We start from the raw sequence: 23,984 nt of genomic DNA on the forward strand, positions 1-23,984 counted from the left end.
AATAAGTATCTTTGTGCTAAGATTAAGCAATTTAAGTTCCCAAAAAGGTCACAAATGAAAAGTTGTTACATTTTTTCAGACAAAAATCTAGCATATTTGCAGGAAATTATAGCTACAAAATTCAAAAAAGTTGAGATCTTTAAGATAACTCCAGACGAAAATGACAAAAAAAATCTAATAAATTTAAATGAAAAGGAGTTTTTTTTAAAATTTATAGATAAATTTGAAGAGCTAAAGGCTAAAAGCGACTTCGTCATAGTCGTTGGCTGTGAGGGTTTTATCGTTTTTGGCAAGAACGAGCTAAATTTAAAGCTAGCTAGAAATTTAAACACTCCAATTTTTGATGAAAACGCAAACGAGCTAAGGGCGCTAAATTTAAACTCAAAGCTTCTAGTAACTAATAAATTTGATGAAATTTTAAACTACGAGCACGAGATCATCACGCCATTTAAATTTCAAAGCCTGCTTCTAAAAAGAGCCAAAGTGGCAAACAAAACAGTCGTTTTGCCTGAAAGTGATGATGAGAGAATTTTAAAAGCAGCTCACATCGTGCTAGAAAAAGGTGCGGCAAATATCATCTTGCTTGGACTTGAGAGCGAAATTTCAAAAAAAGCAGCCACTTTGGGGCTAAATTTAAGCAAAGCCAAAGTGCTAAACCCAGCGCAAAATGAGCTAACAGATGAATTTGCAAAGAAAATTTATGAGCTAAGAAAGCATAAAGGTGTGGACGAAGCCAAGGCAAACGCGCTTGCAAAAGATAAAATTTACTTTGCCACGATGCTAATACATGAAGGCATAGCTGATGCTTTGGTAAGTGGCGCTACGATGAGCACGGCTGATACTATCCGCCCAGCCCTTCAGATCATAAAAACAAAGCCAAATGTAAGTGTGGTAAGCGGGGCATTTTTCATGGCACTTGAAGAAGAAATTTTACTCTTTGCAGACTGCGCCGTCACGCCAAATCCAAGCGCGGACGAGCTAGCTAGCATCACGCTAAGTAGCGCTCAAACAGCAAGTGCCTTTGGACTTAGCCCAAAGATCGCCATGCTAAGCTACTCAACTGCCGATAGTGGCAGCGGGGCTGACGTGGAGTTTGTAAAAGAGGCTGCCAAAAAGGCGCATGAGCTTGATGCGAATTTAAAAATAGCTGCGCCAATCCAGTTTGACGCGGCAGTTGATCTAAGCGTGGCTAGCAAAAAGATGCCAAATTCCGATGTCGCAGGACAGGCAAATGTATTTATATTTCCAAATTTAAATTGCGGAAACATCTGCTACAAGGCAGTTCAGCGAAGCGCAAACGCCCTAGCAGTAGGCCCGATACTTCAAGGGCTAAAAAAACCAGTAAATGACCTAAGCCGCGGCTGCCTCGTTGAAGACGTGGTAAATACCATCTTAATAAGCGCGATACAAGCAGGAGAGTGATATGAGAATTTTAGTTTTAAACTCAGGTAGCAGCTCGATAAAATTTCAACTTTTTGAAATGCAGACAAAAACGAGCCTAGCTAGCGGTCTAGTCGAGCAAATCGGCAGCTCTAGCTCAAGAGCCGTGCTAAAGGCAAATGGCGAAGTTTATGAGATAAAACGCTTCATAAAAGACCACCACGACGGACTTGAGGCGATGAACGAGCTCTTTACCACCTCACATACACTGCACGATCTAAGCGAGCTTGACGGCATAGGACACAGGATAGTTCATGGTGGCGAGAGCTTTTTTAGCTCGATGATCGTTGATGAGAGTGTCATCAAAAAGATCGAGGAGATAAGCCCACTTGCCCCACTTCACAACCCAGGGCACCTTGCTGGCATCAAAAATGCGATGAAAGAGAGTAAAAACGTGCCTCACGTGGTCGTTTTTGATACGGTTTTTCATCAAAGCATGCCAGAGTACACCTACCGCTACGCCCTACCCTACGATGTTTGCAAGGCTCATCACATAAGAAAATACGGCTTTCACGGCACATCGCACAGATATGTCTGCAAACAAGCGGCAAAAATGCTTGGCATAGAGTTTGATAAATTTAACGCTATCTCGCTTCATCTAGGCAACGGCGCCTCAGCTTGTGCTGTGCAAAATGGCAAAAGCATTGACACTTCGATGGGTCTTAGTCCGCTTGAAGGGCTCATAATGGGCACAAGAAGCGGCGATATGGACCCAGCCGTAGTCATCTACCTACTAAATATCGGCGTTTTAAAGTGGAACGAGATCGATAACTTCTTAAATAAAAAGAGCGGACTTTTTGGAATTTGTGGCTCAAGCGACATGAGAGAGGTCGTAGCCAAGATGCAAAACGACGAGCGCGCAAAGCTTGCATTTGATATGTTTTGTTACCGAGTGAAAAAGTACATCGGCTCATACTACGCCATTTTGGGGCGCGTTGATGCGCTCATATTTACTGGCGGTATCGGCGAAAATGCGCCAAACACAAGGCAAAAAATTTGCGACGATCTAAAACATCTTGGCATCCACATAAACCACGAGCTAAATTTCTCTGACGTGAGAGGCGAGAGGTGCATAGATGAAGAAGGCGCTAAGATAAAAACGCTCATCATCCCAACCAACGAAGAGCTTGAGATCGCCATAGAGACAGCCAGAGTAATAAAAGAGAGAACGCTTTAAGCATGAAATTTCCACTTGACTGTAAAGATAGTTTTGAAAACTCATTTATATTTTGGCTAACTCGCTATGTCAAATTTAAACTTAGTTCGCTTTCAAACAAGGAGCTAAGAGACCCAAAAGCGCTTGCTAGTGTAAATTTTGCCCTAAGCCGCGAGATAAAAAACATAGAGCAGCTTGATGGGCTGGTAAAAAGCGCTAGAAATGCGGGGCTAACTGGCATAAATACCTACTTTAACCCACTTAAAAAGATATATGAGACGATGAAATTTTATGAGCTTAGCAGTCTAAAACAGATCGATGAAGAGCTACTAAGTGAAATTCTAGCCAGCACCACTGGCGGACTAAGTGATGCGAGCAAGAAAAACTACAGAATTTCAGTGATAAATTTCTTTGCCTTTTTAGACAAGCAAAACGAAGAAGACGGCAAGGCTCATGTTTTTGATATAAATTTAAAAAACTGGGGCGGCGTTAGTGGCAACAAAGGGCAAAAGCTTCCTGAGTTTATGGGCGAAGAGGAGGTCAAAAAATTTCTTGAGGCGATCGATGAGAGCGACTTTAAGCAAAACTCAAACCGCAACAAGCTCATCATCAAGGTCATTATATTTACTGGCATTCGTGTGAGCGAGGCACTAAATTTAAAGAGAAAAGATATCACCGAAGATGGCAATCTTTTTATCATTAGAATTCGTGGTAAAGGCAACAAATACCGCATCGTAATGATAAAGCGCCACCTAATCGAAGCTCATCTAAACGCAATCGCCATAAACTACATCAATAAAGAGGGCTATCTTTTTATAAACAAAAAAGGTACGAGGCTCACGCAGGCTTATGTTAGCCGCATAGTGGAGCAAATTTTATTTAAAGCAGGCATCAGAAAAGAGAAAAACGGCGCTCATATGCTGCGCCACACCTTTGCAACGATGCTTTATAAAAAGCAAAAAGACCTAGTGCTCGTGCAAGAAGCTCTTGGGCATGCAAGCCTAAATACCTCGCGAATTTACACGCACTTTGATAGTGATAAGCTAAAACTTGCTGCAAAAGTGGCTGAAGACTTGGCTGGCGAGTAAAATTTACAAAAAAAGAGAGAAAATGAACGCAAGTTCTGTTATAGCAATGTTGCAAGATAAGCTGCCAAAAAATCATGCTCAGCTAAAAACATTAGAAGACAAGCTCAACTCTTTTGATGAAACAAAAATAAATGATCTGGTTTCAAAAATCCCACAGCTTAACTTAAAATCACCTACGATTGTTTTTGGATGGGTAGCTTCGTCTTTGGAGTGCTTGGCGTAAATCGCTTTATAATAGGACAAACTGTCCTTGGTCTAGCAAAGCTTGCTCTTTTTATTTTATATATAGTTTTTATTTTCTTATTTTCTAAGGTAATAATTTCTGTGGACGAATGGATAACCCCTGAAGAAATGCTATATTTAATGGATTTGGCTAAAACATATTCTAAGATTATCAACATTTTTGAAATTATTATAATCATCTGGTGGGTCATCGATCTTTTTATCACTGATAAGAGCGTAAGAAAGCAAAATTTAGAAAAGATATCAAAGGCGATAGACGAGTGAAATTTATCATGAAGAAAGCAGTAAAATTTTCGTGTTTATGCTTGTTTGACTAATCGTTAGAGCAAAGCCAAATTTGCGGTAGATGTTCGCAACGCAAAATAGCTTTGCTCTAGCATTTAAGTAAATTTATCGATTAAATTTATTGCAAATAGATCAATTTCTATGCCACGAAAAAATTAGTTTAAATTTAATCTCACAAGCTCAAATTTACTTTTTAGCTGGCTCTTCGGCTTCGATAGTTTTATTCGCTTCTTGCTCTTTAAACTCTTCAAAAAGCTCATCATATCTAGCCTTGGCGTTTTCGTAGACACCAGAAGGCAGAGTGATGTTTAGATCGTCCCTTAGGCTTAGTACGTCATCGCAGGCATTTTGATAGCCAAGGTCGCAGCTTTTCATAAAATAACTCACGCCAAGCTCGATATTTGAGTGCTTTTTTAGATCACTATCCATCTGCTCGTTTATCTCTTCATTTACAAACATATCGCCCAAAGCCTCGCACGAAAGCACATCTTTTTGCTCGCAACCATCGTAAAAAATTTCATACGCAGTTGCGTAGTCTCCGGCATTTCTAGCCTCATTACCCCTATCGTAGTCATCGATGTCAAAGCCTGAGGCTAAGCTTAAGATTAGAGCTAAAAAAACTATCTTTTTCATATAAAACTCGGTGCGTCGTTTGAAAATAGTATAAGATCGCCAGCATGCGTGTTTTGGGCTAAAATTTCTTGCATTTTGTTCTTGTCCTTTAGGATGATGATCTTTGGCTTTACGATGTGTTTTAGCAGAGTTTGGGCGTTTAGCGAGCTTGTGATGATGACGAGGTCGAAAATTTCATTTATTACCTTGGCCAAATTTGCATTTTGCTCCGCATCGCTCTCGACGATACCAGGCGTTAGCAGCACTTTTCTACCAGAGTAGGTGCTTACTAGCTCGTAGCTTGCGCTCATGCCTGAGAAATTTCCATTGAAGCTATCATCGATTATCAGCTTGCCGCCAGCCTCGATCTTGCTTAGGCGGTGCTCGACGTTTTTCATCTTAGATAGCGCCTCTTTTATCGCCTCATCGCTCATTTTTAGGTAGCTTGCGACCTTGATGCAAACGGCTAAATTTGTAGCGTTAAATTTACCAAGTAGCGGCGAGGCGTAGTTTTTGCCATCAAGCGTAAATGAAATTCCATCTAAATTTGCATTTATATCTTTTAGGCTCTCATCATAAATTTCTATATTTTCGCTTGCCTCTTTTTTTGTCGAGCTATGCAAAAATGCCCTTTGCAAACGCTCGCTTTGCAGTGCCTCTAGCTTTGTTGCGCGGATGTTATCAAGCGTTTTAAAGTACTCAATGTGTTGCGCGCCGATCTCGCCAACGATGACGATTTGCGGATTTAGAAATTTAGTGATCTCTAGGATGTCACCCTTTAGTCTAGCGCCTGCTTCTGCGATGTAAATTTGCGTTTGCTCGCTTAAGTTTTCATTGATATCTTTGATGATACCAGCCATTGTATTTACGCTACGAGGCGTTTTATAGCAGACAAAGCTATCTTTTAAAATTTCAAAGAGAAAATTTTTGATACTCGTTTTGCCGTAGCTTGCGGTGATTAAGATGATCTTTAACTCTTTGTTTGCACTCAGTTTTTTAAGCGCCTTGTTTTTAAAGCCTTGAAATTTGATCTTTTCTAAAATTTCACTAAAAAATAGGCTCACGACCAAGACAAAAAGTGGCATCGGAGCCAAAAATGCTTTGTGGATGATGAAATTTAAAGCGTAGTTTAAGATGATGGCACAAGTAAGGATCACAAAAAAGTGCTTGATCCTACCAGTAAAGACTAGCTTTTTATCAAGTTTTTTATGCCAAAGATAAAGAGCTGGCAAAAGCGCAAAGTAAAAATAGATAAAAAACCACTTGCCAGTCGTGTAAAACAGCACCAAAGGCACTATAAAGAAAAATACGTGCCAAGCGGGCTTTGTGAAGTGAAATAGCACGCGCTCAGGCCTATATGAAAACCACTGAAAGCAAGTGATCACATAAAAAGCAAGCGCAAAGATAAATAAAACTGTGCTTATGTTTAAAAATATACTCATCTTATCTCCTCGATCCCGCTCTCATCGTCATCTAGCACGACATTTTTTGCTTCATTTGGCTCAAAATTTATCCCTTTTTCTATCTCGTCGCTTATAAATTTAGCGTGAAGCAAAAAGAAAAAGTGATCGCCGCTAAGCGGGAAAAATGAGCTATTTTTGATAAGTCTATCTATGCTCTCGCCGCTTGTTACAGGCGTTGCCTTGTCATTTTCTCCCCAAAATATAAAAGCCCTGCCCCCAAAATCGGCAAAATGCTTTGTAAAATCCTCATCAACGACGTTTTTTAGGGTTTCATACATCACTCTGCTCATGCCGCTCACATCTTTTGTGGCAAAGAGTTTGTAAAATTTACCAAAGCCAAATATCTTTAAAATTTTAAATATCGCTATCTTTGCTCGCACGATAAATGGCTTTTTGACGACTATACCAGCAGAGCTTAAAAGCACTAGATATGGCGGTTTTAGAAGCGTTGCGACCTTGCCGCCAAAGCTATGCCCTGCAATGATGTCTGGTTTTATTTGTAGCTCGTCACAGAAATTTGCAACGATTTTTGCGTAGTCGCTCGTTCTTAAAGGCTTAAAAATGGAGCTTTTGCCAAAGCCTGGCATGTCAATATAGACGTGGCAAAAGTCATTTAGATATGCACCAAAAGCCTTTTTCATTATCTCTTTGTTTGCGCCCCAGCCGTGCAAGAAAAGCACTACTTTTTTGCATTTTGGATTTACAACTTCGTAGCTGATCTCGTACTCGTCTGAGCCGTATTTGACTGCCCTACTCGCCATCGTTTTCTCTCTTTTTAGTAGCGTAAATGCTCTCAAGCACGCTTACAGCCTCGCAAAGGCGCTCGTACTCCTCCATATTTAAAAGGACTGCTTCAAATTTATTGTTTTTAACGATGACAGCGCGCTTTAGCTCGCTAGCTCCCACGCGTGAAAGCACTGAGCTAAAGTTTCTAACCACCTCGGTTGCCGTATAAATTTCATCTTTTGTAAAAGTTACCATTGTCGCTCTTTATGTAAAATTTTACGTAAAATATCACAAACTACTTTATATGTCGCTAAATAGCCTAGAGCTTGCCGCTGCCTTTTACCGAAGTGATAGAGTTTATAAATTTATAATCAATCTTTATCTCACGCTCTTTTGGAAGTGAGTTTGCAAGGGCGTTTAGCGTGCTCTCAAAGTCCTCAAATAGATAGTTCGCAAGGCTGCCTGGGTTTGGGTTGATCTCGTTTAGATAGACCTCGTCATCTATCACGAAAAAGTCGCATCTAATGATCGCTCCGTCAAATCCACAATCATAAATTTTAGAAAAGTTAAATTTAAGCTTTTGCTTTAGCTCTTCAGAAATTTCCGCCTCTTTTACCTTATTTTCATTTGAAAAACTTAGATATTTTTGCTCGTAGTCTAAAAATTCTTTCTTTTTTGGCTCTTCGACGATAGAAAATTTGATCTTTCCATCGATCTTGCAGCCTGCAAGGTTATACTCTTTGACACCTTTTATAAAGAGCTCTACCAAAACATCTTTGTCAAATTCAAACGCCACGTCTTTTGCGTAGGCAAGCTCACTATCATCATGCACGACGCTCACGCCGATGCTGCTGCCTAGCCTTGCTGGCTTTAATATAATAGGATAGTGAAATTTTGGCTCGCTTTGACGAGTTAGCATCTCATAGTCAAGCGCCTTTACACCAGCCTTTTGCGCTAGAAATTTAGTAAGCTCTTTGTTGTAGCTAAGCGCGCTTGCTTCAAGCCTTGGACCTATATATTTGACCCCGTAAAAGTCAAAAAGTGCCGCTATCTTGCCATCTTCGCCGTCCATGCCGTGGATCAAATTTATAATGACGTCGCATTCAACTTTGTTTGCGCCAAAAAGCGAATGCGCGTAAAAGCCACCCTTTGCCAAAGATAGCTTCTTTGAGTTTTTGTATTTGCCAGAGCTAAAGAAATTTGCTCTCATATCTTTTTGCTCGATCAAGTAAAAGTCCCTGTTTGCATCGCAAAATATAAATTTTAACCCCTGTTTTAGGACGTTTTTTAAAACTATCGCACTTACTATGCTTATCTCATGCTCAAAACTCTTTGCCCCAAATATCACGCCTAAATTCATCTTTTTTATCCTTATCCTAGTTTTTTAAGTGCCTCTTTTATAAGATCGCTCGTGTTTTCACTCTTGCAATCAGGCAAAATTTTCACTATCTTCTCACGTTTAAAGCCAAGTGCCTCAAGTGCCAAAAGCGCCTCATTTTGGTAGCTTGGCACGCTCTCGTCGCTTATTAGTTTTGTATCGCTTAGCTCGGCTATTATTCGCCTAGCCGTCTTTGGTCCGATGCCTGGCACGCTTTTAAAGGTGTCTGCGTCGCCGCTTATTATGGCATTTGTAAATGCCTGCGAGCTAAGGCTAGAGCAAACCGCCATCGCTGTGCTAGCTCCTATGCCATTTAGCTTGATGAGCATCTCAAACATCTTTTGCTCGTTTGCGTCTAAAAAGCCATAAAGTAAATTTGCGTCCTCTCTTATGATCTGCGTTATGGCAAGCTCGACTTTTTCGCCTTTGCTAAGTTTTGCTGAGCAAAAAAGTGAGATGAAAATCCCATAACTTACGCCGCTATTTGTCTTAAGCACGGCAAATGCAGGCTCTTTTTTAGTAACGACGCCTTCGATTGCTTTTATCATCATTTAACCTTTTGTTCCATGAAATTTATATCCGCGTAGTCTTCAAGTTTGTTTGACTTTTTGATCTTGTATTCGACCTCGCCGCCGTTATCAAATTTATCTAGTGTGATGACGTGAGCGGTCTCGTTTTGCTTCGAGATGTAGGTAACATTTTGCGGAGGATCGACGATGACAAACCTTATCTCATTTAGTTCGATCCAGTTGCCTCTGTTTATCACTTTGGCTGAAAATATGCCATTTTGCATGATCTCAAGCTCATCTTTTAGATCAGCCAAAAGCTCTTTTTTCTCTTTAAATATCCTAAGCAAGGTGTTGTACTCATTAACAAGTCCTTGATACTCTTTTAGCTTTTTCATAAATGTAACTGGCGGTATCACCTTGGCCTTTGAGAGCTCCTCGATCTTAGCTTTTATCGTGTAGATCGAGTCTTTGTTCTCATTTATGACGTTTTTCTTGCTCTCTATGTTTTTTAGAAGCGTAGCTAGCTCTGACTTGGTGCTTTCTATCTTGCTTAACTGATCTTGCGTAGCTTCCGCACTTTCAGGCATCTTGCTAGCGTCGATGATAAATTTATTATCAGTGCCTCTTAGATATCTAACGTCGATTAGGTGCGAGGCTGTGATAGTGCAGTTTGAGCCAAGCGTATCTATCTGGATATTTTGAGCCGTTATCGAGCCGCCAACTACGCTATTAATTTTTACTCTTTTTGCTATGACAGTGCCGCCTTCAAGTCTATCTATCTCGACACTTTCAGCCTCAACCTTGCCGATGTGGATAGAAATTTTGGCGTGTTTGGCGTAAATTTTAGCCTTTTGGTGAGTTTGACCGCCGATATTTACATCGTTTGCCTTGACCATCGCATTTGCGCCGACATTTCCTTTTACCTCGATCTCATCAGCCTCCACGATAATACCAGTGCCGATAGCGTCTTTTATCGTGTCAGTCTCACGAACTACTAATGTGACGTTTGTGTCGGTGCCTGCTTGGATCGAGCCAGTCGTTTTAAAATTTGCTTCATTTATCTCTATGCGCTCTTCTATATCAAAAGAGCCGTTTTTCTCGACCACGTAGCCTGCTTTTTTAGCGATATATTTTATGCTCTCGTCATTTTCTACGCGCTCGATATTTTCGCTTATGCTTATCTCTTTTTCGCTCTCTTCTTTTGGCTTTGCAACCTCTATAAGCTTGCCTCTTACGTCGCGTCCATTTGCGCCTTCGTGTGACTTTTTCTCCTCCATTATCACTTCATCTTTTGCTACGCCAAAGACAAAACCCCTATCAGCGTAATCAACCTTATCTTCGTCTTTTAACCCATCAAGCTTATCTTTGTAGTAGTAGATGATCTTTGCGTCAATCGCTTTTTTAGGGTTGATGCCTTGGGTTAAATTTAGCGTGTAGTCCTTGTCAAGCTCGCCTTTTACGTGGATGATCGAGGCGATTTGCTTTAGCTCCTCTTTTAGCTTGCCGATCCTTATGCCTATTAAAATTTGAGCTTTCATCAGCTGCTTTGCGATGTATTCATAAAGCTTGTCTTCGTAGTGCTGCTCGTATTCGCACTCTTTGCTCGCTCTAACCTTTGCGATGACCTTTGTGATGGTTGAATTTACGCCTATATCGATCTTTGGTAGCTTTGGCGTGGCATTTAGCCTCACGTCAAAAAACTCCACGTCATAGACCTGCTCGATCTCTAGCGTCTCGTCAAGATAAAATGTGTTGTCATCAAAAAAGCTTAAATTTTCTTCAGGGACAAAAACTGGCTCGACGTTATCTTTATTTTTGTAGTAAGTTAAGATATTTGAGAGCTTGAAGTCTATAAATTCTACCGGCACGCTGTATTGTTTGCTTAGCTCTTTAAGCGATAGATAAGGTGTTGAAGTTTGAATTTGCGTTGGCGGTAAAAATCTCTCGTTTTCTTGCACGTTTTCGCTCAAATTTGATCCATTTCACATAAAATTTTGGCTCTTATTATCTCTAAAACTTTATTAAATTTGGGTTATGTAAGCTTTAAAGCATCTTTTGTTACTATTGCGTTTTTAAATTTACTAGGTGGGCGATGTTTATAAAAGGCTTTTTTTCAAACTCAGTTGGCATCATGACTTCAAGGATTTTAGGGCTTATAAGAGATCTTTTAACGGCTTCTATCCTTGGTGCTGGCATATTTAGCGACCTCTTTTTTATAGCATTTAAGATACCAAATTTATTTCGCCGCATCTTTGGCGAGGGGGCTTTTACACAGGCATTTTTGCCAAATTTTGCAAATAACAAGAAAAAAGCGATCTTTCAAGCTGAAATTTTCATCAAATTTCTACTTTTTATAGGCGTTTTGACGCTTCTTGTAAATTTATTTACGCCATACTTTATCAAGATCATCGCAAGCGGCTTGAGCGAGCAAAATATCACAGACGCAGTGCCACTTGTGCGTATAAATTTCTACTATCTAGCCCTTGTTTATATCGTCACCTTCATGGGTGCGCTGCTTCAGTACAAAGGGCACTTTGCAACGACTGCGTTTTCTACTGCACTACTAAATTTAGCCATGATCGCTTCGCTACTTTTGGCTCGTGGCAAGAGCGAGAGTGTGGTCGCACTTTATCTTAGCTTTGGCGTCGTTGCAGGCGGCATCTTGCAGGTTTTGGTACATCTAGTTGCTATGAAATTTAACGCCTTAAATAAAATTTTCTGGGGCGGTCTAAGTGGATATTTTAAGGGCAAAAGAGCGCAAAGCAAAGGCTTTTTTATAAATTTTTATCACGGCTTACTTGGCTCAAGTGCGATGCAAATAAGCGCATTTATGGACACTTGGCTGGCTAGCTTTTTGGTAAGTGGTTCGATAAGCTATCTTTTTTATGCAAATAGAATTTTCCAGCTCCCACTTGCCATCTTTGCGATCGCGCTCTCTCAGGCACTCTTTCCAAAGATCACTAGACTTTTAAAGCAAAAAGACGAAGCAAACGCCATAGTTTGGACAAAAAAGAGCTTTTACTTGCTACTTTGTGCCCTACTTGCAGCCACGATCACAGGCGTTGTGCTAAGCGAGTTTATCATCTGGCTCTTGTTTGAAAGGGGAAATTTCACAAGGGCAAATACGCTTGAGTGCGCCAAGGTGCTAAGTGCCTATTTGGTGGGGCTCACGCCATTTGGACTGGCTAAAATTTTCTCACTTTGGCTTTATGCAAATATGAGGCAAAAGGAGGCAGCCAAAATTTCTATCATCTGCCTTGTGATAAATTTGATCCTAGCAGTCATTTTGATGCAGAAATTTGGAGCTGCTGGCCTTGCATTTGCAAGCTCGCTCGGGGGATTTTTGCAGCTTATTTTATACATTAGAGCCTTTGGAGCTAAGCGATTTTTAGCTATAATCGAGCCTAAATTTATAGCCGCCATCGCACTTTTGGCGGTTTTGCTCTATTTTGGTTTAACATTTTTAAAGGATATATTTAATGCGAATTTTTGATACTTCTAAAAGAGAAAAGGTTGAGTTTAGCCCTATTAAAGATGGTGAAGTTAGCATCTATCTGTGCGGTCCAACGGTCTATGACGACGCGCATTTGGGACATGCAAAGTCAGCCGTTAGCTTTGATCTTTTAAGAAGGGTCTTAAAAGCGCTTGGCTACAAGGTCAAATTTGCAAGAAACTATACCGACATCGACGATAAAATTTTAAACAAGATGGCGCAAACTGGTCAAAACCTAGAGGAGATCACAAACAAATATATAGCGCACTACGAGAGCGACATGGGCGCTTTAAACGTGCTTGATCCAGACTTTAAACCAAAGGCTACGCAGTGCTTGGAGGCGATCATTAGCTACATCAAAGTGCTTATGGATAGAGGTGTGGCGTATAAGACGAGCGATGGAATTTACTTTGATACGAGCAAGGATAGTGGCTATTTTAGCATTAGCGGCAAGGATAACAACACCGATCTTATCGCACGCGTGGCAAGTTTTGGCGAGAAAAGAGACGAAAAAGACTTTGTGCTTTGGAAATTTGACGAAAAATGGTACGAGAGCCCATTTGGTAAGGGTCGCCCTGGCTGGCACACCGAGTGCGTGGCGATGATAAGAGAGTTTTTAAGCGACAAAGAAAATGAGAAATTTGAGATAGACATCCACGCTGGTGGCATCGATCTGCTCTTTCCGCACCATGAAAATGAGGCAAGCCAGTGCAGATGCGCCTATCACAAGAATTTAAGCAAATACTGGATGCACAACGGCTTTATAAAAGTAAATAACGAAAAGATGAGCAAGAGCCTAAATAACAGCTTTTTTGTAAAAGACGCCCTAAAAAACGTTCATGGCGAAGTGCTTAGATATTACTTACTTACGAGCCATTACAGGGCTCACTTTAACTATTCAGATGAAGATCTAGTGGCTTCAAAAAAGAGGCTTGATAAAATTTACCGCCTCAAAAAAAGGGTCGATGGCGTGCAAGCTGGCATGGTAAATGAGAACTTTAAAAATGAGCTACTTGAGGCACTAAGCGATGATCTAAACGCCTCAAAAGCACTTGCAAGCGTCGATGAGTTTGTAAAAACAGCCAATGAAAGACTTGATAATAACCCAAAAGATAAAGCATATAAGGCCGAAGTGGTGGCAAATTTAGAGCTCATAGGCGAAATTTTAGGCATTGCTATCACAAACTATGTGGAGTATTTTCAGTTTGGCGTAAGTGACGAGCAAAAAGAGCATATCCAAAAACTTCTTGATGAGCGCGCGGTAGCTAAAAAAGAGAGAAATTTCGCAAGGGCTGATGAGATAAGAGATGAGCTAGCAAAAATGAATATCTCTATCATGGATACGCCAAATGGTGCAGTTTGGGAGAGAAATAATGAATAACTTTGGCTTAAAAGATGTGCTAAAGCGCTTTGGTCCATATTTTAAAGACTACATCCCACACTTTATTTTTGCCATCATCGGCATGGGACTTGCCAGTGGTGGAACGGCGGTAAGTGCCTATCTCGTAGAGCCTGTGCTAAATAAAATTTTCGTTGAGAAAAACGAAAAGCTGCTCTACATCTTGCCTTGCGCCATCATCGCGATCTACGTTATAAAAAACATCGGAACCTTCATGCAGGCCTATTTTACGGCATATATCGGGCAAGATACGATTAGGAGATTTCGCGAAAAGATGGTTGCAAACCTTTTAAATTTAGATATGGATTTTTTCAATGAATTTAGAACCGGTGAGCTAATCAGCAGAACAACAAACGACATCGACCGCATAAGATCGATAGTCTCAAGTATGATCCCTGAACTTACGAGGGAATTTATAACGATCATCGGACTTCTTTGCGTCGTCATCTATCAAAGTCCAAAGCTGGCATTTTTCGCCCTTGTCGTCATGCCAGTGGCGATCTATCCGATCTCGCGCCTTGCTAAAAGGATGAAAAAAATTTCAAAGCAGTCACAAGAAAAAACATCAGACATCACATCTGCGCTTAGTGAAATTTTTACAAATATCGAGATAATCAAAGCAAATAACGCCCAAAAATACGAGCATTCACGCTTTGTTGATGAAAATAACAAATTTTTTAGGCTAAATTTAAAAAGTGTCAAGATCGAGCAGCTAGTAAGCCCACTAATGGAGACCATAGGCTCGATAGGCGTGGCAGCGGTCATAATAATAGGCGGCAAAGACGTCATCGACGGGCATATAAATATGGGCGCATTTTTCTCGTTTTTAACAGCACTTTTTATGCTCTACACCCCACTAAAACGCATCGTAAATATCTACAACAAGATGCAAGATGCCATCGCAGCAAGCGAGAGGACGTTTTTCTTAATGGATAAGGTAAGCCAGATAAAAGACGGCCAAAAAGAGCTAAACGAAGAGATAAATTTGATCAAATTTAACGACGTCCGCCTAAGCTACGGCGACAAAGAGGTCTTAAAAGGGATAAATTTAGAGGCAAATAAGTCAGAATTTATAGCCCTTGTTGGCTCAAGTGGCGGCGGAAAAAGCTCGCTTATGAATTTACTTATGAGATTTTACGATGTAAATGGTGGAGAAATTTTGATAAATGGCATAAATTTAAAAGATATCAAAATTCACTCACTTCGCCAAAATATCGGACTTGTAACCCAACGCGTCTATATCTTTAACGACACGATCGCTAAAAACGTAGCTTACGGCAGAGAATTTAACGAAGATGCCGTGATAAACGCACTAAAACTAGCAAATGCCTATGAGTTTGTAAGCAAGCTAGATAACGGCATAAACACTATCTTAAATGAATTTGGCACCAACCTCTCAGGCGGTCAAAGACAGCGCATCGCCATAGCTAGAGCGCTTTATCAAAACCCACAAATCCTCATCTTTGACGAGGCCACTTCAGCGCTTGATAACGAGAGCGAAAAAGAGATCACAAAAGCGATAAATAACCTAAGAAGCAAAAAGATCATCTTCGTCATCGCTCACCGCCTAAGCACGGTTGAAAATGCCGATAAGATCGCAGTTTTGAGTGATGGCAAGATCATTGATAGTGGAAGCGACGAGGAGCTTAGCAAGAGAAATGAAATTTATGCAAGGCTTAAGGGCAAAGCCTTAGTTTAAGGCGATTTTTGCTAAGATTTGCAGAAATTTTAGGCATTTTAAAGAGGTTAAAATGAGCTTAAACTACAATACTTTAAAATCTATATTTTTCAAATTTGATCCTGAAACCGCCCACAAGATCGCTGAAATAGCGATGGTTGGGGCAAATAAAATCTTCCCTGGCTCGCTAAGCTTTTTGGCACACAAATGCGTGGTCGATGACAACGCGCTAAAACAAAATTTATTCTCAAGCACCTATCACAACCCAGTTGGCATAGCCGGTGGCTTTGATAAAAACGCCACGATGTTTGAGGCGCTTACTGCCCTTGGTTTTGGGCATTTAGAATTTGGCACATTTACACCAAAACCACAACCTGGCAACGCAAAACCAAGGCTTTTTAGACTCATAGACGAAGAGAGCATCCAAAATGCGATGGGCTTTAACAACGAAGGCTGTGAGGCTATCAAAAATAGAGTTAAAAAGATATATCCTTTCACCATACCGATCTGGGCAAACATCGGCAAAAATAAGGTTACACCAAACGAAGATGCAATAAAAGACTATGAAATTTTAGTAAGAGAATTTAGTGAAATTTGCGACACATTTGTCATAAACGTCTCATCGCCAAACACGCCAAATTTAAGGGCTTTGCAAGATGAAAGCTTTATAAAAGAGCTTTTTAGCGTCATTTTACCACTTACTAAAAAACCGATCATCTTTAAGATAGCTCCTGATATGAGCCACGAAGATGCGATCAAGCTTTGTAGCTGTGCGGTAGAAAACGGCGCTAGTGGCGTGCTCGTTTCAAATACAAGCGTTGATTATTCACTCTCTCACTCGTCAAATTTAAAGGATTTTGGCGGTCTAAGCGGCAAGGTGATCGCCAAAAAGTCAAAAGATATCTTTAAAGCCGTGGCTGATGAGCTTTATGGCAAGACGACGCTTATAGCTTGTGGCGGCATAGATAGCGGTGCAGAGGCCTATGAGCGCATAAAAATGGGGGCAAATTTGGTCCAAATTTTTACAAGCTTTATCTTTAAAGGACCGATGATCGCAAGAGATATAAATTTAGAAATTTTAGAGCTTTTAAAAAGAGATGGCTTTGCCTCTATTAGCGAAGCGGTCGGCATAGATGTTAAAAAATAGAGGGCAAGAGATTGATAAAATTTAATAAATTTAAACTAGAAAATGGACTTGAAATTTATCACGTGCCAGTGAATCCTGGCTCAAAAGTGATAAGCGTCGATGTCTTTTATAAAGTTGGCTCCAGAAACGAAGTGATGGGCAAAAGCGGCATCGCTCACATGCTAGAACATCTAAATTTCAAATCAACCAAAAATTTACGAGCTGGGGAGTTTGATGAGATCGTAAAGGGCTTTGGCGGTGTAAATAACGCAAGTACGGGCTTTGACTACACTCACTACTTCATAAAAGCCTCAAATGAAAATTTAGACAAAACGCTTGGTCTTTTTGCCGAGCTTATGAAAAATTTAAGCCTAAAAGATAAAGAATTTCAGCCAGAGCGCGAGGTGGTGCACGAAGAGCGCAGGTGGCGAACAGACAACAACCCTATGGGATACCTCTACTTTAGGCTCTACAACCACGCATTTATCTACCACCCATACCACTGGACGCCAATAGGCTTCATAAAAGATATCGAAAACTGGAAGATCGCTGATATAAAAGAATTTCACGCTACATACTATCAGCCAAAAAACGCCATTTTGATGATAAGTGGCGACATCGGCAAGGACGAGGCATTTAAGCTAGCTAAGAAAAACTTTAGCAGCATAAAAAACAAAAGAGCTATACCAAAACTGCACTGCAAAGAGCCTGAGCAAGACGGCGCTAGAAGGGCTATCATCTACAAAGATAGCCAAACGCAAATGCTAGCGATCGCTTATAAGATCCCAGACTTTAGGCATGCTGATCAAGTGGGGCTAAATGCGATAAGCGAGTATCTAGCCACTGGCAAAAGCTCAATTTTACAGCAACGCCTAGTCGATGAGCTAATGCTTGTAAATCAAATTTACGCTTACAATATGAGCTGCGTTGATGAAAATTTATTTATATTTTTAGCAGTTTGCAACCCAGACGTCGAGGCTAGCGCGGTTGAGACTGAAATTTTAAAGATCATAGATGATCTAAAGAGAAAGCCAATCGACAAAGAGGACGTTTTAAGAGTTAAAAATTTGATAAAAACTGATTTTATCTACTCATTTGAGAGCGCGAGCAAGGTGGCAAATTTATACGGCTCATACTTTGCTAGAGGCGATATAAAGCCACTTTACGAGCTTGAAAAAAATATAGATAGGATAGATGCTAAGCTTTTAAAAGAGATAGCAAATAGATATTTCAATGAAAAAACTAGCACGACAATAATCTTAAAAAAGGAATAGACGTGAAAAATTCGCTTCAAGGTGCGATGACAGCACTAGTTACGCCATTTAAAAACCAAAAAATAGACGAAGTCAGTTTTGAAAAACTGATAAAAAGACAGATAAAAAACGGCATAGACGTCGTTGTGCCAGTGGGAACAACAGGCGAGAGTGCGACTTTAACGCATGATGAGCATAGAATTTGCATCGAGATCGCAGTAGATGCGTGTAAAGGCACAAATGTCAAGGTGCTAGCTGGTGCTGGTAGCAACGCCACTCACGAGGCCATCGATATCGCTAAATTTGCCCAAGCTCATGGTGCTCACGGCATCCTATCAGTCGCTCCTTACTACAACAAACCAACGCAAGAAGGGCTTTACGAGCACTACAAGGCTATCGCAAACAGCATAGAAATTCCAGTGCTTCTTTACAACGTCCCAGGCAGAGTTGGCGTAGATATCTTGCCAGCGACCGTTTTTAGACTTTTTAAAGATTGTAAAAATATTTTTGGCATCAAAGAGGCGACAGGTAGCATCGATAGATGCGTCGATCTGCTAGCTCACGAGCCTGATTTAGTGGTTATTAGCGGCGAGGATGCGATAAACTACCCTATCCTATCATACGGTGGCAAGGGCGTCATCTCGGTCACTGCAAACCTCTTGCCAGATCAAATTTCTCAGCTTACTCACCTTGCGATGAATGAAGAATATAAAAAAGCAAAACTGATAAATGACAACCTCTATACGATAAACAAAACGCTCTTTTGCGAAAGCAACCCGATACCGATCAAAGCGGCGATGTATCTAGCTGGACTGATTGACACTTTGGAGTACCGCTTGCCACTTTGCAAACCGAGCAAAGAAAATTTCAAAAAGATAGAAGAAGTTATTAAAAATTACGAAATAAAGGTATTTTAATGAAGGACACACTAAACGAATTTAAAGGTAAAACGCTAGTCATCAGTGGCGGCACTAGAGGCATCGGCAGAGCCATAGTCGAAGAATTTGCAAAAGCTGGCGTAAATATCGCTTTTACCTACAACTCAAACGAGGAGCTTGCCAAGGAGCAGGCAAAAGAGCTTGAGGCTACCTACAAGATAAAAGCTAGAGCCTATGCGCTAAACATCCTTGAGCCAGAGACTTATAAGGAGCTATTTTTAAAGATAGATGAGGACTTTGACAGGGTTGATTTTTTCATCTCAAACGCTATCATCTCAGGTCGCGCGGTGGCTGGCGGATACACTAAATTTATGAAGCTAAAACCAAGAGGTATAAATAATATCTTCACAGCAACCGTAAATGCCTTTGTCGTGGGCGCACAAGAAGCTGCAAAACGCATGGAAAAAGTGGGCGGCGGCAGTATCATTAGCCTAAGCTCAACTGGAAATTTAGTCTATATCGAAAACTACGCAGGCCACGGCACAGCAAAAGCAGCCGTTGAAGCGATGGCAAGATATGCTGCGACAGAGCTTGGCGAGAAAAACATCCGCGTAAATGTCGTAAGTGGCGGCCCTATCGAGACAGACGCGCTAAGAGCCTTTACCAACTACGAAGAGGTGCGCGATATGACGGCAAAACTTAGCCCGCTAAACCGCATGGGACAGCCGACCGACCTAGCTGGAGCATGTCTATTTTTATGCTCATCTAAGGCTAGCTGGGTGACTGGACATACATTTATAATAGATGGTGGCACGACTTTTAAATGAGAGTGGAATTTCTAAGCATAAAGGCATATTTGTGAGCTTAAATTTACCAAATTCACTGGCATTTTTTAGGATATTGCTAGCTCCGCTTATGTTTTTTATGCTCGTAAATGCGCCAGGAATTTTTACGCAAATTCATATAAGTTGGATAAACTACTTCGCAGCCCTCATCTTTGTGATCGCCTCAGTGACTGACTTTTTTGATGGCTACATCGCTAGGAGCTGGGATCAAAAGACCAAGCTTGGCGCTATCCTTGACCCACTAGCTGATAAGATGCTAATTCTTGCTGCATTTTTGGGTCTCATGATGCTTGGCAGAGCGAGCGCTTGGGCTGTTTATCTTATCTTGATAAGAGAGTTTTTCATAACTGGCTTTCGTGTCGTGATGGCAAGTGACGGCGTAGAGGTTGCTGCTTCGATGGCTGGCAAGGTTAAAACCGTTTCGCAGATGTTTGCGGTTGGATTTTTACTGATGAGCTGGCCTGGTGGCGAGCTTTTGCTCTGGATCGCTGTTGCGCTTACACTTTATTCTGGATTTGAATACATCTTTGCCTACGTAAAAGCAATGAAAAAGAGTTAAATTTGAGAACCGGAAACGCTATAATCTATCTAGCTAGCTTCGTCGTGGTCGCGGCGGGACTAAAGACTGCTAGCGTCGTCGTGCTACCGTTTTTGATGGCGGTTTTTATCGCTATCGTGGCGACGCCTGTGATAAATGCGCTCGAAAAGCTCAAATTTCCGCGCGTTTTAGCCTTCGCGCTAGTTACGGCGGTGGTGTTTTTGTCGCTGGGATTTATCGCAAACACCGTGATAAAGACGATAAACGGGCTAGTTAGCTACATGCCCGAGCTTCAGAGCAAATTTAAAGCCCTCGCCGATCATTACCACCAGATGCTAGCGAGCCGCGGCCTAATCGATCCCGAGAGCATCGCCGCGCCCGCAGACTTTGATATAAATAAAATTTTTGCCGTGCTGGGCGGATTTTTAAGGAGCGGCACCGAGCTCGTTTCAAAGAGCTTTTTCGTCTTTTTGCTCGTTACTTTTATGCTTTTTGAAGTGCAGGTATTTTCTCAAAAAGTCGAGTATTTTGCGAGCAAAAATCCGCAAACGAACCAGATCGTAGATACGTTTATATCAAATCTCAAGCGCTATCTCGCGATCAAGTCCGTAGCGTCGTTTGCGACAGGCGTTTTTATATTTATCGGGCTAAATTTCATCGGCGTGCCCTACGCGCCGCTTTGGGGTATTTTAGCTTTCGTACTAAATTTTATCCCGACGATCGGCTCTATTATCGCGGCCGTCCCGGCGCTTTTGGTGGCGCTTTTGCTAAACGACGCAGCCTCTTGTGCTTGGACTGCGGCGCTATATCTAGCCGTAAATATCGTCATCGGCAACTTTATCGAGCCGAAATTTCTAGGCAAAGGCCTTGGTATAAGCACGCTTGTGGTGCTTTTGAGCCTACTTTTTTGGGGATTTTTGTTCGGCATCGGCGGTATGTTTTTAGCAGTACCGCTTACCATGAGCCTAAAGATCGCGCTTGACGCAAACCCGAGCACGAAATTTATCGCCGTTTTGCTCAGCAATAAACTCGAGCGGTAAAATCAAATTTAAAGGTAAGTTTTGAAAGGCATTCTCTTCACGCTGGCTCTGCTTTGCCTTGGGCTTTATGCGTATTCGTTTTATTTTTTAGTGACCGTTTTAGCCATTAGTTTTCTCATATTTTTCCACGAGCTTGGCCACTTTTTAGTAGCAAGAATGCTCGGCGTCAAAGTAAATACCTTTAGCATCGGCTTTGGCGAGAAAATTTACACCAAAAATGTTGGCGGCACCGACTACTGCTTAAGCGCGATCCCACTTGGCGGATACGTGCAACTAAAAGGGCAAGACGACACCGATCCAAAGGCCAAAAACTACGACTCTGACAGCTACAACGTGCTAAGTCCTATAAAGCGCATTTACATCCTCTTTGCAGGGCCATTTTTTAACTTTATCTTGGCATTTTTCATATACATTTTGCTTGGATTTATCGGCGTTGAGAGGCTTGCGCCAAATGTCGGACACATAGCTGAAGGCTCGGCAGCTGCGAGCGCTGGCATAACAATAAACGATAAAATTTTAGCGATAAATGGCGTAAAAATAAACGAGTGGGACGAGATCAGTAAGAACGTAAAGCTTGAACCTAGCGCCATTTTGATAGATCGCAACGGCTCGCAAATGACTATAAATTTAACACCAAAGATAGGTGAAACGATAAATTTATTTAATGAAAAGGTGCAGCGCCCACTGATCGGCATCCAGCCTAATGGTGAAGTGGTGAAAATTTATCACACAGGTTTAGAGAGCATAAAATTTGCCTTTGGCGAGACGATCGAGGCTTCAAAGCTCATCTTTAAAAGCTTTGAAAAGCTAGTCGTTGGAGCTGTGCCATTAAAAGAGGTTGGAGGTATCGTGCAGATCGTCGATGTCACTTCAAAGGCCGCTAAGGTCAGCCTTAGCGTGCTTCTAACCATCGTGGCGCTCATCTCTGTAAATTTAGGCGTGCTAAATCTCTTTCCGATCCCAGCGCTTGATGGCGGGCACATTTTATTTAACATTTATGAACTAATTTTTAGACGCGAGATAAATGAGCGAGTGCTTGTTACGCTTACCTACTGCGGCTGGGCGCTACTGCTTGGCATCATGGTGCTCGCGACCTTTAATGACATTATGAGATTAAGCGGAGGTTTATGATGATAGTTTTAAAAGATCTACTTGAAAAGATAGAAAATTTAAGCAAAGATGTGACGCTAATAGCCGTTAGCAAAAACGTGACATGCACTGAAGTGAGGGAGCTTTACACACAAGGGCAGAGAAATTTTGGTGAAAATAGAGTCCAGGAGCTAGCCAAAAAAGAGCTAGAGCTGCAAGATTTCACTGACATCAAATGGCACATGATCGGCCGCCTGCAAAATAATAAAATCAATCAAATGATAAGCCTAAAACCAGTGCTTTGGCAAAGCTGTGATAGCTTCGAAAGGGCCCTAGAGGTCGATAAAAGGCTCAGCTATAAGCTAGATACTTTGCTTCAGATAAACTCGGCCGATGAAGATACAAAGCAAGGTGTGAGCGTCGCAAATGCGGCTGAAATTTATGAGCGCATCCAAAGCGAGTGCAAAAATATAAATTTAAAAGGCGTGATGAGCATCGGAGCGCATGTGGATGAGCCAAAAGAGGTGCAAAAAAGCTTTGAGCTAACATATAAAATTTACGAGAACTTAAAGCCAAAAGGCGCAACTATCTGCTCGATGGGTATGAGTAGCGACTTCGAGCTAGCGATAAAATGTGGCTCAAATATGATCCGCCTTGGGACGATGCTATATCTATAAATTTGTCCCTCTTGGGGCAAATTTACCTTTCTACTCCTTTTTAAATTTTAATCTAAGTTATATGATTTTATAATGCGATTAAATAAATTTTTAACAATAAAGGAGTAAATGTGTTTAAAAATTTTATTCTAACTGCTGTTGCGATCTTGTTTATCTCGGGTTGCGGTAGAGCTGAAAAGATAGCTAGGATAGAGCAAAAATGCGCAAATAATGAAGCTGTTTGGTGTTTAAAACTTGGCAAAACATATGCCAGAAGAGACATCAACAAAGGTGTCATGTACTATCAAAAAGCTTGCGATCTAGGCGATAAAAGGGGTTGCTATAGACTTGCAGTTTTACTAAACTCAAAATCAATCAACTCAAAAAAAGATAATGAAACGATCGTAAAATCACTAACTAAATCATGCGATCTTGGCACGCCAAAAGCTTGCTTTGAGCTTGGCGAATACTACGAAGATGACCCAAAAATGCAAAGCAAAGCAAATGAGCTGTTTGCAAAATCATGCGAGCAAAGATTTGGTCTTGCTTGCTATAAACTAGCTGACTTTTACGGCGAGAAAAACGATGCGGCATCTCAAAAAAGCTACCTAGAGCTAGCGTGCAAATACCGCTATAAAGTAGCTTGCGAAGAAGTAGTCGAAGATAAAAAATAAATAACATTTTTTGTGGGGAGAGCATATCTCCCCCGCACTCTTTTAATATCAAATTTGCTGGAACACCTTTTGCTTTAAGCTATGCAATAAGCTAGGAGGCAAACCATGAATGATATTAGCATCTTAAGCACAAATATAAATTCATACACTAAGCAACAACACAAACGTGATAGATCTTCAAATTTTAGTGATATTTTGAAGCAAAATGCCAAAGAAAAGATTAGCGAGCCAAGCCAAGATCCTGTTAAATTTACTTATACAACTTCATCACAAAACAGCCTCATCTCTTTAAATTTCAGTGATCTTCAAGCTTATGGCTACACAGTAGATAAAGCTGACTTTATGGGAGCTGATTTTAATAAAGCAGCCAGCTTACCGCAGGACTTTAAAATCCACAAAAGCACACTTGATGAGC

General features: G+C 41.0%; 24 protein-coding genes and 1 pseudogene. 18 read left to right on the top strand and 7 right to left on the bottom strand.

What is annotated here, in order from left to right; genetic code table 11:
• Positions 1-54 precede the first annotated feature (54 nt).
• The 5 genes from pta to CVT14_RS10625 all read left to right on the top strand — a co-directional run bounded on the left by pta (position 55) and on the right by CVT14_RS10625 (position 4,191).
• Positions 55-1,422: a phosphate acetyltransferase gene (gene pta, locus CVT14_RS02010; protein WP_107849573.1), complete on the top strand. Its 1,368-nt coding sequence runs from the start codon at positions 55-57 to the stop codon at positions 1,420-1,422.
• 1 nt (position 1,423) lies between these two features.
• Positions 1,424-2,617 (top strand): acetate kinase, encoded by a 1,194-nt coding sequence (locus tag CVT14_RS02015; protein ID WP_107849574.1) that lies wholly within the window; start codon positions 1,424-1,426, stop codon positions 2,615-2,617.
• Positions 2,618-2,619: 2 nt separating this feature from the next.
• Positions 2,620-3,684: a tyrosine-type recombinase/integrase gene (locus CVT14_RS02020; RefSeq protein WP_107849575.1), complete on the top strand. Its 1,065-nt coding sequence runs from the start codon at positions 2,620-2,622 to the stop codon at positions 3,682-3,684.
• A gap of 22 nt (positions 3,685-3,706) precedes the next feature.
• Positions 3,707-3,907, top strand: a complete 201-nt coding sequence (locus tag CVT14_RS02025; RefSeq protein WP_107849576.1) for a hypothetical protein — start codon at positions 3,707-3,709, stop codon at positions 3,905-3,907.
• Positions 3,908-4,008: 101 nt separating this feature from the next.
• Entirely contained in the window at positions 4,009-4,191 is a 183-nt protein-coding gene (locus CVT14_RS10625; protein ID WP_159071737.1) for a hypothetical protein, read from the top strand.
• Between the two features lie 207 nt (positions 4,192-4,398).
• Here CVT14_RS10625 and CVT14_RS02035 read toward each other — a convergent pair whose 3' ends face one another.
• From CVT14_RS02035 to CVT14_RS02065, 7 genes are all read right to left on the bottom strand, one after another.
• Positions 4,399-4,845 carry a hypothetical protein gene (locus CVT14_RS02035; RefSeq protein ID WP_107849578.1) on the bottom strand — a complete coding sequence of 149 codons (447 nt, stop codon included), beginning with the start codon at positions 4,843-4,845 and terminating at the stop codon, positions 4,399-4,401.
• On the bottom strand, positions 4,842-6,266 hold the full coding sequence (locus CVT14_RS02040; RefSeq protein ID WP_107849579.1) for a Mur ligase family protein: 1,425 nt from the start codon (positions 6,264-6,266) through the stop codon (positions 4,842-4,844). The genes CVT14_RS02035 and CVT14_RS02040 overlap by 4 nt, the downstream gene beginning before the upstream one ends.
• Positions 6,263-7,048 (bottom strand): alpha/beta fold hydrolase, encoded by a 786-nt coding sequence (locus CVT14_RS02045; RefSeq protein WP_107849580.1) that lies wholly within the window; start codon positions 7,046-7,048, stop codon positions 6,263-6,265. The genes CVT14_RS02040 and CVT14_RS02045 overlap by 4 nt, the downstream gene beginning before the upstream one ends.
• A complete protein-coding gene (locus CVT14_RS02050) occupies positions 7,038-7,268 on the bottom strand; it encodes a type II toxin-antitoxin system Phd/YefM family antitoxin (RefSeq protein WP_021089074.1) in 231 nt (76 codons plus the stop codon). Before CVT14_RS02050 ends, CVT14_RS02045 begins: the two co-directional genes overlap by 11 nt.
• 64 nt (positions 7,269-7,332) lie before the next feature.
• The gene (locus CVT14_RS02055; protein WP_107849581.1) at positions 7,333-8,373 is read right to left on the bottom strand and encodes a D-alanine--D-alanine ligase; all 1,041 of its coding nucleotides are present in this window, start codon (positions 8,371-8,373) and stop codon (positions 7,333-7,335) included.
• 11 nt (positions 8,374-8,384) lie between these two features.
• Positions 8,385-8,939, bottom strand: coding sequence for a Holliday junction branch migration protein RuvA (ruvA, locus tag CVT14_RS02060; RefSeq protein WP_012001830.1), 555 nt, complete (start codon positions 8,937-8,939; stop codon positions 8,385-8,387).
• Entirely contained in the window at positions 8,939-10,870 is a 1,932-nt protein-coding gene (locus CVT14_RS02065; protein ID WP_103650709.1) for a flagellar assembly protein A, read from the bottom strand. The genes ruvA and CVT14_RS02065 overlap by 1 nt, the downstream gene beginning before the upstream one ends.
• Before the next feature lie 122 nt (positions 10,871-10,992).
• Between CVT14_RS02065 and murJ the strand changes: the two genes are divergently transcribed.
• From murJ to CVT14_RS02130, 13 genes and pseudogenes are all read left to right on the top strand, one after another.
• Positions 10,993-12,393 carry a murein biosynthesis integral membrane protein MurJ gene (gene murJ, locus CVT14_RS02070; RefSeq protein ID WP_107849582.1) on the top strand — a complete coding sequence of 467 codons (1,401 nt, stop codon included), beginning with the start codon at positions 10,993-10,995 and terminating at the stop codon, positions 12,391-12,393.
• Entirely contained in the window at positions 12,380-13,774 is a 1,395-nt protein-coding gene (gene cysS, locus CVT14_RS02075) for a cysteine--tRNA ligase (protein WP_021089086.1), read from the top strand. Before murJ ends, cysS begins: the two co-directional genes overlap by 14 nt.
• On the top strand, positions 13,767-15,491 hold the full coding sequence (locus tag CVT14_RS02080; protein ID WP_021089079.1) for an ABC transporter ATP-binding protein: 1,725 nt from the start codon (positions 13,767-13,769) through the stop codon (positions 15,489-15,491). The genes cysS and CVT14_RS02080 overlap by 8 nt, the downstream gene beginning before the upstream one ends.
• 52 nt (positions 15,492-15,543) lie before the next feature.
• On the top strand, positions 15,544-16,617 hold the full coding sequence (locus tag CVT14_RS02085) for a quinone-dependent dihydroorotate dehydrogenase (protein WP_021089139.1): 1,074 nt from the start codon (positions 15,544-15,546) through the stop codon (positions 16,615-16,617).
• An 11-nt stretch (positions 16,618-16,628) separates the two neighbouring features.
• Positions 16,629-17,870 (top strand): M16 family metallopeptidase, encoded by a 1,242-nt coding sequence (locus tag CVT14_RS02090; protein ID WP_021089116.1) that lies wholly within the window; start codon positions 16,629-16,631, stop codon positions 17,868-17,870.
• 26 nt (positions 17,871-17,896) lie between these two features.
• Complete coding sequence (dapA, locus tag CVT14_RS02095) at positions 17,897-18,766, top strand: 4-hydroxy-tetrahydrodipicolinate synthase (RefSeq protein WP_051257423.1); 870 nt, start codon at positions 17,897-17,899, stop codon at positions 18,764-18,766.
• A complete protein-coding gene (locus CVT14_RS02100; protein ID WP_021089130.1) occupies positions 18,766-19,554 on the top strand; it encodes an enoyl-ACP reductase in 789 nt (262 codons plus the stop codon). Before dapA ends, CVT14_RS02100 begins: the two co-directional genes overlap by 1 nt.
• Positions 19,555-19,585: 31 nt before the next feature.
• Complete coding sequence (pgsA, locus tag CVT14_RS02105) at positions 19,586-20,131, top strand: CDP-diacylglycerol--glycerol-3-phosphate 3-phosphatidyltransferase (RefSeq protein WP_009293904.1); 546 nt, start codon at positions 19,586-19,588, stop codon at positions 20,129-20,131.
• A gap of 23 nt (positions 20,132-20,154) precedes the next feature.
• Positions 20,155-21,150, top strand: a complete 996-nt coding sequence (locus CVT14_RS02110; RefSeq protein WP_413784374.1) for an AI-2E family transporter — start codon at positions 20,155-20,157, stop codon at positions 21,148-21,150.
• 21 nt (positions 21,151-21,171) lie between these two features.
• Positions 21,172-22,281: an RIP metalloprotease RseP gene (gene rseP, locus CVT14_RS02115; protein ID WP_021089152.1), complete on the top strand. Its 1,110-nt coding sequence runs from the start codon at positions 21,172-21,174 to the stop codon at positions 22,279-22,281.
• Entirely contained in the window at positions 22,278-22,916 is a 639-nt protein-coding gene (locus CVT14_RS02120) for a YggS family pyridoxal phosphate-dependent enzyme (RefSeq protein ID WP_021089198.1), read from the top strand. The genes rseP and CVT14_RS02120 overlap by 4 nt, the downstream gene beginning before the upstream one ends.
• A gap of 110 nt (positions 22,917-23,026) precedes the next feature.
• Positions 23,027-23,569 carry a tetratricopeptide repeat protein gene (locus tag CVT14_RS02125; protein WP_021089159.1) on the top strand — a complete coding sequence of 181 codons (543 nt, stop codon included), beginning with the start codon at positions 23,027-23,029 and terminating at the stop codon, positions 23,567-23,569.
• Positions 23,570-23,674: 105 nt separating this feature from the next.
• A pseudogene (locus tag CVT14_RS02130) lies at positions 23,675-23,984 on the top strand (flagellar biosynthesis protein FlgG); the annotation flags it as partial.

This window comes from Campylobacter concisus (assembly GCF_003048445.1).
Lineage (GTDB): Bacteria > Campylobacterota > Campylobacteria > Campylobacterales > Campylobacteraceae > Campylobacter_A > Campylobacter_A concisus_BF.